Origin of the sequence: Nodularia sp. LEGE 04288 (assembly GCF_963896525.1) — a bacterium.
Taxonomy (GTDB): Bacteria; Cyanobacteriota; Cyanobacteriia; order Cyanobacteriales; family Nostocaceae; genus Nodularia.
Genome location: NZ_CAWQOY010000025.1, coordinates 1 through 12,012 on the forward strand (window position 1 = coordinate 1; position 12,012 = coordinate 12,012).

A 12,012-nucleotide genomic window follows, 5' to 3' on the forward strand; every position below is an offset into this window, starting at 1 on the left:
CCCTACTCCCCAGATATAATTAAAAAAAGCTAGAGAAGTGACTCTCTAGCTCATAAAATATAGACAAAAAAACAATCAATCAAGTTGGCGTGAATAAGCCACTCATGGGAAATGCCTAAAATCCTGACCGAGTGGTAATTACAAATTAGACATTCCCACAGCGTTTCGCAGAGAAGGTGGATTAAATTCTGCCGATGTTATGCAGTCCTAAAATTACACCAGCACCTAATATATGACCAAAGGCACTAGTTGCTAGTACCGCAGGTAAACCAAAACCGCCAAAGAAATTGGCTGAAGGTACGGCTGGTTCAACGCTGGGGTACTCGATGGTAAATTTGCCAAAGGCAATAGCAACGATGTTGGCTAGAATCATAATCACACCAACAGTAGGACTCCATTCCAAAGGTGTGGTTACAGCAGCGATTAAGGTCGAAGAAAACACCTGATTTGCTCCTGAAAATATTTAAAAGGTTAGAAACATCATCTAAATATTTCCGCAGTAATTTCAATAAAAATCCGGATTTTGCATCAATATTTAACAGTTATCCTTAATCCTTCATATAAACTTGTGTTGTTAGTATCAAGCAAATAATGTTTTCCAGACTACTTGACTAACTCAGTGCTACAGTGACATATTCCACACACTTCCTTTCAGGTGAGTGTCTAAATATAACGGGGGCATAATTTTCTATGTTCTTCGTGCCATTCAGTCTAGTAGATTAATGATGGTGACTGAGTGAAATAATAGAATGCCAGGCAAGACAATTTGTCGTCTCTAAGCAGGGGAAAGTATCTGCAACAATTTTATTGTCTTCGTAACAATTTTATTGTTATCACCCCAGCCTTCATACTGATTCCGATTGCAGTAGATACAACAAAGTTTCGGCACATCAGTCACCACCCCAATTAGGTCAGCATTTTAAATAGAAGCTTCACAGCACGGACTGCTACACGCATTCGGGCCAGCTTAATTGGTTTACCAGCTGCTTTTTCAACATCAAGAAATTCTCCCAACTCTTTCAATATGGGATTTGTGCGGCGTTTGGCGGGTTCAACTGCACTAAACACCCACTGCCAGAGCGCTCGACGACAAAGTGAAGAACCGCCGGAAACTTTAGATTTAGAAATATCTCCGCTAGATTCCATGCTAGGCGCAACACCCAAAGCCTTTTGGAATCGCCGTAGTGATAAGTGGCGCTTGGTTGGTTTACCGGATTTTCTGCCCTTGCGAATTTTGATTTCTGGTTTACCATCCTCACCCAAGAAATTTTCTAGGGGGTAAATTTGGGAGAGAATTACAGCTTGCACTCTGGCACCAAAATTAAAATTCTGGAAGACTTCACGGTACATACTGAATCTTTCCTCCATGATGAGTGTATATAATTCATCCTCAATTAATTGTTCTTCTAGTTGCAAACTACAAATGCGCTGCGCGTGAAACTTTACCGAATCGGTCAGCCCTAGTCCGGCAGTGGTGGCGTAAATGCGATCATACTTTTTGCTATCCCTTTCCCCAGCCAGCCAGCCCCACATTAGAGGCACTTTTCCAGAAACACCGCGAACTGAAACAGTAAGTGCAATTTCTGGAAACTGCCAGGCTAAATCTTGTCTGGCCCTATTAATTATTGGTGATTGAATTCTGGAAAGGTGGTTTAGTCTAAGAACCAATTCCCGGATTCTGGAAATGATGCGATCGCGAACCTGAACGAACCGGCTCAAATCTTGTCCATAGTCGAATTGGTAGCAGGCAAGCGCCAATGAATCGGCATCATCATCTTTATCTGGCAGACCTAAATGATTTTCCCGGTAATTCCTCAGCTGTTTGTGACCAACAAACCTGACCTCTACACCAAGGCGGGTTAAATGTTCTACCCAAAATTTTGAGTAATTCATCCCGGTGGGTTCAAGTAGTGCAAGTTGTGGCTTCAGTAGCAGCAGTCCAGTAAGCCCGGTTGTAGTACATTCAAACTTGTGAAACCGATATTCATAGTAAAATTCTCTAGGGTTACTCGGTTTTTCAGTGAGTAAGCAGCACGAAACACTTGACTTGGAAACATCCAACCCAACAATTCTGGTCATTTTGTTTTCACTTAGGTGGTGTGAACTGTGTCAGTTGCGCTTGTGAATCACCCAAAGGCCAACGAGCCTAATTCAGTCTCAAAGCAATACCCAACATTTGCGGTGTTGGGGGGACACATTTTAAAAACACATCAACCGAGCTTATGAATGGAAAAAAGCCACAGGAGCTTAATTCTTGTACAAAGCCCTAAACTGATGTGTTGCGAACTCAGTCCGCGACGTGAGCGTGGCTCACGTTTCGCCGGCGAATTAATCCGGCTCATCAGGCGGTTTTAATGAATCTTAATGGTCATCGCCTGGGCGTGGTTCTGCCTAGCGATATAGTACTGGTCTACAAGCTCATCAATAAATCCTGGGGATTGCTGGGAAACTTTTCCCTCAGCTATCTTGATAAAAAATTCGACCCACTCGTCTGGGGAATGTCCATGCTTTTGGCATATAAATTTAACTGCGGCTCCAAGTGTTGCCGCACTCAGCGCGAAGTCACGCTTATCCATGAGAAATTCAGTTTCTGTTATTTCAGTCATTTTGGATGTCTATTTTTATTGCTAGTTTTTCACCCATCTGCCACGACTTGGCAATGAGTGAGTTAACGTGGTCACTTATTTGTTGGTCTGTTAAACCATCCAGATGGTTGCTGCCAGCGACACCGAACAGGTGCGCGACTTCATCAGAGTTTTTGTCTGTAAATCGGCTGATGAAATCACACATGGCATTGAGGCAAGCGGCGTTAGTTAATAGCATTCGCTTGTCTATGAGTGCATATCGTTCGTCGTAGGGGAGAAGTGTTTTTGGGTGTGTTTTCATTAAAAATCACCTCCTTCACTCACTTCAGAGTCAAAAAGGATTTCTGTATCTGGTTCTTCTGACTTCATCCCTTCCATTACTACTGCCAATACTTGTTTTGCTTCTTCAATTTTTCGGTAAAGGTCAGACAGTTCTTGTTTCGCAGCATTAAAATGTTCGACAATCTCACAAGAAGCATCTTCCCGAATTTTCCACTCAACGGATTCCATTAATTTGGAGCATTCCACCTCTGCAATCTTTTGCGGTGCATCAACTTCTATGGTCATCTCCAAGCGCTTGCTTTCATAATTTCCGAGGTTTAGCACTCGTTGGTATGTGATGGTTTTCACTTCCATATATCAAAAATCACTTCAAATTTATAAGGTGTGTTGGTTTTGAGAAGTTTTGCGTATTGGTCAGCGTCGCTACGTTTTTTAAATCTTGTCAGCAAAAGATTTGTAGCGCCGTCTATGCGGAAGACAGCCCAGGGCGCGGCTTGTTTATGGCTCATAGTTCAAACTCCAGTGTTTAAAAAACCAGCAATAGCCACCAGCTATTACTGGCTCGACATAAGTACAGAACTGATTGCATCGAATTGAATCCCAATGGGAGAATTGGGAATGAATTTAACAGTTATCTTCTAGACATCACCTCCTTCGACCCTTGGCGGTTGTTATTCCTAATAGGGAAGAAAGATGGACAGCAAGAAGGTTATGAGGACGAAAATGGTTCCAAATGTTAGCGGGTGAGCTAGGGCAAAACCATAAATTGTTTCTAAGGTATCTTCAATTTTTCTGATCATTGGGTGTTGGTCATTGGGTGTTGGTCATTGGGTATTGGTCATCGGGTATTGGTCATCGGGTATTGGTCATTGGGTATTGGTCATTGGGTATTGGTCATTGCAGATATGAGAAAATCACCGCGCTGTCAACTCGTGATCAGCGCATAATCTCCGGTGATTTGTGCAGGGTGTTTCCGTGCGGGATACTCGCAATCACAATGCACGGGTGCTTGCTCCATGTGGTAATCTCCCCGGTGTGGGGTGGGAGCTATCGGATTTTTGGATGTCCGAATAATCACAATATTGCATATCTAGATATCCTATGTCAATATTAATTAATGGATTTTCGGATATGCGATAATTGAAGGCAGAATATTATGCAGGACAGTAACTATGGCGAGAACGGGAAGACCGAGAGGACGAGAAACCAAGGGAGTAAGCTTGAAAGTAAACCCGGATGCTTGGGAACTTTTTCAGCAATTAGCCCAGAGCATGGGACTTACCAGATCAGAGCTGGTAGAGAAGATAGCAACAAGTCAGATATCGCTATCCTCGGAGGAGAGTCAATTCAAAGAATCACTGGGAAACTTATCAGCCAGCTAATTACTGAGGCTGATAAACAGCTGGCATATCATGAGCAACAAGCAGGATTCTTGCGAGAAAGAATTGAAGAGTTAAAGCATATTTCCGAAATTTCCGAATAAACCGTCCACCTATTCCCACAGGTCGGACGGTTTTTTAATGCTTATAACTAACATCACTGAAGGGAAGCATTTCAAAGCTACATGATGAATTAATACCACCCACTTTATTAACTCATCATGAGCCATCCAATTCTAATACTGTTACTGACGATGTTGGCAGGGTCTTTGTATCTCGCCTGGCTAGTTATCAACTCGCGTAAATCAGCGCGGAGGCGTTACAGGCGGACTACTAGAAAGAGTCCCGAAAAACTCAAGCGGGTTAATTCATCAACCAGAAGCAAGTTGTTGAGGATGGTACGGGGAGATGAGGAGTTAGCTTACAGACTAGTCAGACAAGTGAAAGCTTCGGCTCCGAATCAATCAGATCAGTGGTGTTGGGAAAAAGCAATTTGGGACTTGGAGCGCGATCGCAATTAACATTCCTAGCACCTCCAATAGGTGGTGATAGATTCTTTTACTCAAAAATATGACCTGGACAGAAAAGCACGACCAATTTTGTTTAAAGAACCACATCCCACCAGCTGCAAAACTTCTCTGGCAGTGGCTAATCAGAGAAGGAGTAGCCGAAGAAGTAGAACCCGACTTGTCCGAATTTAACCACTGGGTAGAGAAACATCGAGGTAAAGGCTACGCCCACAATTACCTCAAACAGATGTTTAACGTCTTGGTGGAGAACCGTGTAATACAGACAATCAAGCAGTATTCATGGAAAGTATTTAAGTTAATAGTTAGACCACTGGAATGGTTAAAACCACGTAGGAAAGAAAAGTTACACAATCCTAATTCTACTTACAAAACACCCACCCCAAACCCTAGTAAATCCGTTGACGATGATATTCAGCAGCAGCATATCTTATCTAATCAACAACTGATGTCTGAGAGCGGTATTCATTTTGACACCGAAGAGACTGAAGTTTTAAACCGTCCTCAGTTTGAAATTAAAGCCGCTCTGCTGTTATTTAAACTTCGTGGCTCCACAGAGAAAATCAATAACCCAGAAGGATGGGTTAGACAATGTTTGAGACGGCGCTACTGGGAACAACCAAGGAACTATGGTGCTATCTGTCAACACTTTGGCGGCGCAGTGATCAGCCTTGAGCAGATGGAGTTAACACCATGAAGGAGAGAGAACTGTTCAAGAAGTGGATTCGCGATCGGTTTATCACAGAAGCCGAATTAGCTGGTATGCCATTGTATTTAGCACTCTGCTGGAGTGAAGCCATGAGAGAAGTTGCAGCTACAGTAAGACATCAAATAGTCCCATTTCGGCGGCGAACACGTCGCGGTAGCAGTAGATAGTTTTTAATATCAAATCCAAGTGCATGAACACATTATTCAACGTGACTGAATATACATCAGTTAAACCTTTTGAGGCTGAATATGATCCTTTTTGGGATGAAGTAGTTTTAGATTGTTCTGGAAGAGTTGATGACTCAGGTCAGGGGACACTGTTCTATGACGCTTCAGAGGAACCACCAGAACCAGATGATTACCCAACAAGGACTGATTACCTAAGAGCATGGATTGATTGGGAAAAACGGTTTCCAGAACAAGTTACACCTCCTGGCAGTAGTTGGGAGAGTAATTATCGCGGTTATAGATGTGAGTTTTTCGTTCTAGAAAAGCGTGACCAGCACCGAATAGAATTTGAGGCCTGGAATGACTACCTAATGTGTGGAAATTTCCAGGGTAACTACGACACCCCCGCGGAGGCAGAGCTAGATTTTGTTGAATTCGTTGACCAAACCTACCCAGGGGGGAGAACTACACCACCAAATAGGGGTGAGACGATGCGCCTGGCGTTGGATATTCCCGTGGAAGATGACAGTGTTCTGGAAGAGTTCAACGAATACGGTGATTTTATAGAGGAAGTGGAAGAGCCGATTCAGGGGTGGCATTTTGAGGAAGGCGGCATCTACTGGCACTCTTCCAGAAACAGGAAGTTTAAAATCACCAAGCTATTTAGCACTGTTTCCAAAGCTCAAGGATATTTCGCCGGTGAAATTATCAAGGAGAAAATTACTCTATCAGAATTGTCACCGCTCCAGGAGCCAACCTGTGAAACTCCCACGTCGGAAGAAATTGAGCCGGTTAACTGTGAAAATCCCCAACCTGTACAAACTCTTCCAGAACAACCCGTAAATCAATGGATTGAAACTTATTATGTAACTCGCAGTGGCTCAAAGTATTGGTATTATCGCTATTGCTACTACCAAGGACGGATTAAACATATCCATATACCCGGTGGTAATACCACCAATAATAAGTGCCTGGAGATAAAGGAGCGAGTGGAAAAGGCGATCGCTCTAAGAAAGTCTCCCCAGGAGATTCAAAATCTAATCAGGGGTTTGGCTAATTAAAAAAGCAGCAGCGCCTACTCGCCAGGCGCTGCTGCTTACGGGGTGCATCTATCTCTTATACCAGTACAAATATATCAGAAAAAAGCTATATCCTCACACGGCGGGGATATAGCTTTTCACAGGGACTTCTGATATCGCCTAGTATAAATGTATTTATAGGGTGTTTATCGCTCCCTTGATTTCATTAGAACCAATTTCTATATATCCTTCTAGGGATTTAAAATCCCTGTGCCCGGTAATTTTCTTAATGGTGGCTGTAGCTACACCGTTGTTGTGCAGCTTCGTGATAAAACTTCTGCGGGTGGAGTGAGTGCTGATGCCCTTGGCCGTTAGCCCAGCATTTTCAACAGCTTTCATAAACACCGCATAGACATTTCTCCAAGTCACGGACTTATCCCCATCCCTGTTCGGAAATAACCAGGGACTAGCGCCTGGCGCAAACAACCGCAGGTTTTCAAATAAGATTGGGTGGACTGGTACTTGACGAGTATCGGACTTACCGTCAGTGCGTTTTTTTCTAGTTACAGCCCGGAAAGTGATCACATCTCTGGGAGTCCCATCTGCATGGTAGACATCACTCACCCGCAGCTGTACCAAAGCGCCCCATCTTTCCCCGGTGTACCAAGCCAAATCTAATAGTAATTTATATTTAACAGATTTAATATTTCTTCTCAGTTTTGAATAATCATTGTCGGTCAATACGGCTGCTTTCCCACTGCGGTCATTTTTCATTGAAAAAGTTTTACCTTTTACTATTCCGGTTTTACCTTTGAGTAAGGTAAATCTGGAATATCTTCTTGATTACCCACTTTCCATAATAAGCTGTATTCCATGATTGGCAATAGTTGCAAGCATTTTATGGACATTCCTTTTTTACATAAAAGTGGAATATTTACATTAATGATTAGGTGAATTATTAATTGATTAAGAAAATCTAAAATTAATAATTTATCATGGCAGAAAAAACAGTAGCAGAAACTTTTGGAGCAGGTGCAGCACGATTAGCCAGTGGAGTTACTACCTCTGAAAGTGGGTTATTTATTCCTGATTCAGCCTTGGTAACATCTGGGCTGGCGACACCTGCCACCGCCACAGCTGAAGGACATCTGGCAGCAATACTTGTGGGCGCTCAATCGGCGCTCACTCAATCCAGCTACGACACGAATATAGATCAGAGTTTATATTTAGCACCTGGATTTGCAAGTTTCACCACCAGGGGAGTAGACAATGATCCTTACAGAATTGACCAGATAGTGATCAGCCTAGCTAAATTAGATTCTGGCTCCACGATTGACCCTAGCGCTTACTAATCGCGATGGTTCAATATTGTCAAATTGGCGAAACCGCCAGGGTCACTCTTCCAAATGGGAGTATTCAAAACTATACCGATACTCCAATAAATATTACTTGCGAGCCAGAGTACGAAGAGTGCGCTCAAGGGAGAGTATCTTTCTCGTTCACACAATTATTCTTTGGCTCAAGAATTTCCAATGGTGGTAACGCTTTTTTTCGGGAACCGTATGGAGGGATTCGGATTAACGGGAATGACATCGAGATTTTATCCCGAAATATTGGAAGTGGAGCGCCTTGCCTGGAGTTGGCTTGGAGAAAATACTCGACATATCCAAGCCCCGCTGATTTAGCGGTAACTAGTCTGGTGCGTGGCACGCCATTTCTCGGTAACAGATTGATAATAATCGGTGCTAGTGGCGCACTGCTACTTAATGAATTATTTGATACCTGCGGCTATTCTGTGGAATGCAATCCTGGATGTCCAGCCGGGAGCCTTGACTGTGGGGACTGCTGCTTAAATTGCGACTCAATTTTTAATGCAATATCTGGATTACGTGCTGCGGTTGCTTCCCTTAAATAATAATTTTTAAAAATGACATCATGCTCACAAATCTCCGCCGAATTGGCGGCTCTGTCTGCTCAAATTGCAGGACTTGACGATAAGTTTCTGCTCAAGACTGAAAAACCAGGAATTATTACACAATCTGTCGCTCAAGCAGAAGCATTGATCATTCCTGCTGTCCTCAGCTTGATCCTAAGCCAATTAGCACCAGTCAAGGCGGCTGTGGTTGTTGTCGAATCAGGTTTAGCGGCTTTGGCGGCTAAAGTAGCATCTGTTGGAGCAACAGCCGCCGCCGCCGCAGGTGCAGCAGCTTCTGCTTTGTCTAAGATTGCAGCAATAGCCACTGCACTGGCAGCTTTGGCCGCCAGTGTGGCTACTTTGCTGATTCTTGGATCGCGAATTGATGCGCTAGAAGCCTATGCAGATAGTTTAGCCAATCAATTGAGTACAGCATTCGGTCAAATTTTAACTGCTACTGGCATTGCTAAGAACGCGGACGGCAAGGCTGATAATGCCCTCAACTCAGCTAATCAGGCTAACTCCAAAGCTAACAATGCCCTGAATACGGCTAATCAGGCTAACTCCAAGGCTAACAATGCCCTGAATACGGCTAATCAAGCTAACTCCAAAGCTGATAATGCACTGAATACGGCTAATCAAGCTAACTCCAAAGCTGATAATGCCATCAGTTCAGCTACTCAGGCTAACTCCAAAGCTGATAATGCCATCAGTTCAGCTACTCAGGCTATTTCTAAAGCTGATAACGCCCTTAGTTCAGCTACTCAGGCTAACTCCAAAGCTGATAATGCCCTCAGTTCAGCTACTCAGGCTAACTCCAAAGCTGATAATGCCCTCAGTTCAGCTACTCAGGCTATTTCTAAAGCTGATAATGCCCTCAGTTCAGCTACTCAGGCTAACTCCAAAGCTGACAATGCCCTCAGTTCAGCTACTCAGGCTGGCTCCAAAGCTGACAATGCCCTCAGTTCAGCTACTCAGGCTAACTCCAAAGCTAACAATGCCCTCAGTTCAGCTAATCAGGCTAGCTCCAAAGCTGACAATGCCCTCAGTTCAGCTAACCAGGCTGGCTCCAAAGCTGATAATGCCCTGAATATAGCCGGCAGTGCTATTGGAATTGCACAAACTGTGGCGGGAGGGTTAAGCGCTCTGGGCCAGGAAGTGGGGACTGTAGAGGGTATCGCTTTAGAAGCATTAGCACTAGCCCAGCAAAAGCAGCCGATAACTAATATCAATCAGCAGTTCGAGCAATTCATACAACAGAATAACCAAAAACTGGGGATTCAAGACTTAAAAATCTCAGACCTGGGTCAACAATTTAATCAAAACTTTGAACAATTCAAGCAGCAAACTAATCTCAACAGTCAACAACAGTTTGACCAATTTGTACAACAAAATAATCAGAAACTGGGTATTCAGGACTTAAAAATCTCAGACCTGGGGCAACAATTTAATCAAAACTTTGAACAATTTAAACAGCAAGCTAGTCTCACCAGTCAACAACAGTTTGACCAATTTGTACAACAAAATAATCAGAAACTGGGTGTTCAGGAATTAAAAGTTTCAGAACTGGGACAACAATTTAATCAAAAACTTGACCAATTTAAACAGCAAGCTAATCTCACCAGTCAGCAGCAGTTTGACCAGGCTACTAATGCCTTGAATACTGCCACCCAAGCTAATAGTAAAGCTGAAGATGCTAGCAAGACTGCTAGCAAGGCTGCGGCTGATGCCTTTGCAGCTTCAGGTTTGGCTGCGGCTGCGATGAGCCTGGCGCAATCTCTAGCAGGTGCATTAGGTGGGGTGAATCAAAAATTAGGGGTACAGGAACAAGTGAATCAGCAATCCAACGCAAAGCTTGACCAATTAATAGGACTTGCCGGACTTATCCCCGCCAATGTAAATGCTTTAGTCGCACCAAAGTTGATTACCCCGGCTCAAGTACAATCAGCCGCAGGTACAGCAATTTGCAATAGTGTAAATGGCGGCTGTTTAGGCAGTGGATTAGATGGGCTTGGAAATAAAATCGGCAATGCTCTCGACAAAGCAAAGGAAAATATACTTGACAAGGTTAATGCTGCTGCAAATGCAGCACAATTGGCACTACTGCAAAAGATTGATTTGAAATTAGGCGCTCAAATTGCTGGGGGAATTTCAGGTAAGTTAGTCGATGGCTTCAAGTGGCTGCATCTGGATAGGGTGTTAAATGTCCTAACATTTGCGGCAACTGTACAAAACCATTTGATGTTGTCAAACGATATTGGGCAAACATTATTAGGGGCATTTAATAACGTAATTCAATTAATTGGAATCAAAGATGACAAAGGACAGCCGATTAATGTAGGTCAGATAATCGGGAATACATTTGAAACCATAGTAAAAGGAATTGTTGGCGCTGAAAATTATGCTGAATTATCAGCGGCTTGGGCTAAGGCTAACCGGGTGTACCAAGCCAGCACTAATGTTCTAAATAGTTTTCTAAATCTCTCACAAACAATCTTACAAGCATCCGAATTAATAGCGGCTTACACAGGAAGAATCGGAAACGCCTTGAAAAAAGGCGGTGTAATTTTAGAAAACGCCTATGGCTGGATGAATCCACAGCCAAAATTTAACCGCGTGACGCAAACTTTAGAGAGTTTGCAACAAGCCGGGTCAACCATCCAAATGGTGACTCAAGTCCCTCTGGATGTAATCAACGCCACGACCGAACTAACCACAGCTTCAACAGAATTTGTTAAGGCAGTTAAAGAAGACGATAAGCCAGAAAATAAAGCTGTAGCTCAACCAGAGCCAGACAAAGTAAAAGCTGATGAAACCGCTGCTAAAACTGCGTCTCAGCCCAATCCCTTTGACTTTTTAGACTTATTCGACGGGGAGGATTAGTAATGGCTTTACCAGATGACTTCAACCCGTTTGAACACCTCCAACAGACTTACAAAATAGAATTCAACCGTAGAGTTGATAGATTCTTCAAGGACATCACTGGTAATGGTGACTTAGATTCCCCCAGGTCATCTTTAAAGTTGGCGTGTCGAATCGACGACAATGACAATGACGCAATGATGAATATGCGGCACAATTTATTTATGAACGTAATTGGCTACAGCCGGAAAAATTTAGCTGTAGTTTATGGGGAGAAGTTCGACACCGCGCCGCCAGTTGCTGGGCATCCGCAATTATTTTTTCACTTCTCTCAAGATGGTGCTGCACAGCCTACTGATGAGCCATTAATTGAGCATGAGAAAAGTTGCAGATTAATGAAATTTTCATGCACGACAGAAGGTGTTCAACCTGCTATCACTAAAGCCAATATGGTTGAAATTGCTAATGAAATAAAAGCAGTATTCCTAGATGCCAAGAAAGGTATTACTTATACTACAGGCAACAAATCAGCAAGCTACACTGACCCTGATAATGGCTTTCCAAAAG

Annotated in this window: 15 protein-coding genes and 1 pseudogene; 9 read left to right on the forward strand and 7 right to left on the reverse strand. The window is 43.2% G+C overall.

Features of this window, described 5'->3' with window-relative positions; translation table 11 throughout:
* Positions 1-181: 181 nt before the first annotated feature.
* The 6 genes from psaK to AACX33_RS02325 all read right to left on the reverse strand — a co-directional run bounded on the left by psaK (position 182) and on the right by AACX33_RS02325 (position 3,376).
* Positions 182-442, reverse strand: coding sequence for a photosystem I reaction center subunit PsaK (gene psaK / locus AACX33_RS02300; protein ID WP_194002672.1), 261 nt, complete (start codon positions 440-442; stop codon positions 182-184).
* A 464-nt stretch (positions 443-906) separates the two neighbouring features.
* Positions 907-2,079 carry an IS110 family transposase gene (locus AACX33_RS02305; protein WP_194002670.1) on the reverse strand — a complete coding sequence of 391 codons (1,173 nt, stop codon included), beginning with the start codon at positions 2,077-2,079 and terminating at the stop codon, positions 907-909.
* 272 nt (positions 2,080-2,351) lie between these two features.
* Entirely contained in the window at positions 2,352-2,606 is a 255-nt protein-coding gene (locus AACX33_RS02310; protein ID WP_194002668.1) for a hypothetical protein, read from the reverse strand.
* Complete coding sequence (locus tag AACX33_RS02315) at positions 2,599-2,886, reverse strand: hypothetical protein (protein WP_194002666.1); 288 nt, start codon at positions 2,884-2,886, stop codon at positions 2,599-2,601. Before AACX33_RS02315 ends, AACX33_RS02310 begins: the two co-directional genes overlap by 8 nt.
* A complete protein-coding gene (locus AACX33_RS02320; protein WP_194002664.1) occupies positions 2,886-3,215 on the reverse strand; it encodes a hypothetical protein in 330 nt (109 codons plus the stop codon). Before AACX33_RS02320 ends, AACX33_RS02315 begins: the two co-directional genes overlap by 1 nt.
* On the reverse strand, positions 3,212-3,376 hold the full coding sequence (locus AACX33_RS02325) for a hypothetical protein (protein ID WP_194002662.1): 165 nt from the start codon (positions 3,374-3,376) through the stop codon (positions 3,212-3,214). Before AACX33_RS02325 ends, AACX33_RS02320 begins: the two co-directional genes overlap by 4 nt.
* Before the next feature lie 647 nt (positions 3,377-4,023).
* On the opposite strand from AACX33_RS02325, the gene AACX33_RS02330 reads away from it, so the two are divergent.
* The 5 genes from AACX33_RS02330 (at position 4,024) to AACX33_RS02350 (ending at position 6,710) form a co-directional block, all read left to right on the forward strand.
* On the forward strand, positions 4,024-4,350 hold the full coding sequence (locus AACX33_RS02330) for a hypothetical protein (protein WP_194002660.1): 327 nt from the start codon (positions 4,024-4,026) through the stop codon (positions 4,348-4,350).
* 117 nt (positions 4,351-4,467) lie between these two features.
* Complete coding sequence (locus AACX33_RS02335) at positions 4,468-4,767, forward strand: hypothetical protein (protein WP_227789399.1); 300 nt, start codon at positions 4,468-4,470, stop codon at positions 4,765-4,767.
* Positions 4,768-4,816: 49 nt separating this feature from the next.
* Positions 4,817-5,470, forward strand: a complete 654-nt coding sequence (locus AACX33_RS02340; RefSeq protein ID WP_227789400.1) for a hypothetical protein — start codon at positions 4,817-4,819, stop codon at positions 5,468-5,470.
* Positions 5,467-5,649, forward strand: coding sequence for a hypothetical protein (locus AACX33_RS02345; RefSeq protein ID WP_194003873.1), 183 nt, complete (start codon positions 5,467-5,469; stop codon positions 5,647-5,649). The genes AACX33_RS02340 and AACX33_RS02345 overlap by 4 nt, the downstream gene beginning before the upstream one ends.
* A gap of 23 nt (positions 5,650-5,672) precedes the next feature.
* Positions 5,673-6,710, forward strand: coding sequence for a hypothetical protein (locus AACX33_RS02350; RefSeq protein ID WP_194003871.1), 1,038 nt, complete (start codon positions 5,673-5,675; stop codon positions 6,708-6,710).
* 153 nt (positions 6,711-6,863) lie between these two features.
* Here AACX33_RS02350 and AACX33_RS02355 read toward each other — a convergent pair whose 3' ends face one another.
* Entirely contained in the window at positions 6,864-7,442 is a 579-nt protein-coding gene (locus tag AACX33_RS02355) for a tyrosine-type recombinase/integrase (RefSeq protein WP_194003869.1), read from the reverse strand.
* A 221-nt stretch (positions 7,443-7,663) separates the two neighbouring features.
* Here AACX33_RS02355 and AACX33_RS02360 point away from each other — a divergent pair, with 221 nt between their 5' ends.
* The 4 genes and pseudogenes from AACX33_RS02360 to AACX33_RS02375 all read left to right on the forward strand — a co-directional run.
* On the forward strand, positions 7,664-8,020 hold the full coding sequence (locus tag AACX33_RS02360) for a hypothetical protein (RefSeq protein WP_194003867.1): 357 nt from the start codon (positions 7,664-7,666) through the stop codon (positions 8,018-8,020).
* 5 nt (positions 8,021-8,025) lie between these two features.
* The gene (locus AACX33_RS02365; RefSeq protein WP_227789401.1) at positions 8,026-8,583 is read left to right on the forward strand and encodes a hypothetical protein; all 558 of its coding nucleotides are present in this window, start codon (positions 8,026-8,028) and stop codon (positions 8,581-8,583) included.
* Positions 8,584-8,595: 12 nt separating this feature from the next.
* Positions 8,596-11,466 (forward strand): alanine-zipper protein, encoded by a 2,871-nt coding sequence (locus tag AACX33_RS02370; protein ID WP_227789402.1) that lies wholly within the window; start codon positions 8,596-8,598, stop codon positions 11,464-11,466.
* Positions 11,467-11,468: 2 nt separating this feature from the next.
* Positions 11,469-12,012: pseudogene (locus tag AACX33_RS02375) on the forward strand (hypothetical protein); the annotation flags it as partial.

Excerpts from the sequence above, each read along its gene's own strand:
- AACX33_RS02315 (WP_194002666.1), bottom strand. The coding sequence starts at position 2,886 with ATGAAAACACACCCAAAAACACTTCTCCCCTACGACGAACGATATGCA.
- AACX33_RS02360 (WP_194003867.1), top strand. The coding sequence starts at position 7,664 with ATGGCAGAAAAAACAGTAGCAGAAACTTTTGGAGCAGGTGCAGCACGA.
- AACX33_RS02345 (WP_194003873.1), top strand. The coding sequence starts at position 5,467 with ATGAAGGAGAGAGAACTGTTCAAGAAGTGGATTCGCGATCGGTTTATC.
- AACX33_RS02350 (WP_194003871.1), top strand. The coding sequence starts at position 5,673 with ATGAACACATTATTCAACGTGACTGAATATACATCAGTTAAACCTTTT.
- AACX33_RS02365 (WP_227789401.1), top strand. The coding sequence starts at position 8,026 with ATGGTTCAATATTGTCAAATTGGCGAAACCGCCAGGGTCACTCTTCCA.
- AACX33_RS02330 (WP_194002660.1), top strand. The coding sequence starts at position 4,024 with ATGCAGGACAGTAACTATGGCGAGAACGGGAAGACCGAGAGGACGAGA.
- AACX33_RS02305 (WP_194002670.1), bottom strand. The coding sequence starts at position 2,079 with ATGACCAGAATTGTTGGGTTGGATGTTTCCAAGTCAAGTGTTTCGTGC.
- AACX33_RS02340 (WP_227789400.1), top strand. The coding sequence starts at position 4,817 with ATGACCTGGACAGAAAAGCACGACCAATTTTGTTTAAAGAACCACATC.
- AACX33_RS02335 (WP_227789399.1), top strand. The coding sequence starts at position 4,468 with ATGAGCCATCCAATTCTAATACTGTTACTGACGATGTTGGCAGGGTCT.
- AACX33_RS02370 (WP_227789402.1), top strand. The coding sequence starts at position 8,596 with ATGACATCATGCTCACAAATCTCCGCCGAATTGGCGGCTCTGTCTGCT.
- AACX33_RS02325 (WP_194002662.1), bottom strand. The coding sequence starts at position 3,376 with ATGAGCCATAAACAAGCCGCGCCCTGGGCTGTCTTCCGCATAGACGGC.
- AACX33_RS02310 (WP_194002668.1), bottom strand. The coding sequence starts at position 2,606 with ATGACTGAAATAACAGAAACTGAATTTCTCATGGATAAGCGTGACTTC.
- AACX33_RS02355 (WP_194003869.1), bottom strand. The coding sequence starts at position 7,442 with ATGAAAAATGACCGCAGTGGGAAAGCAGCCGTATTGACCGACAATGAT.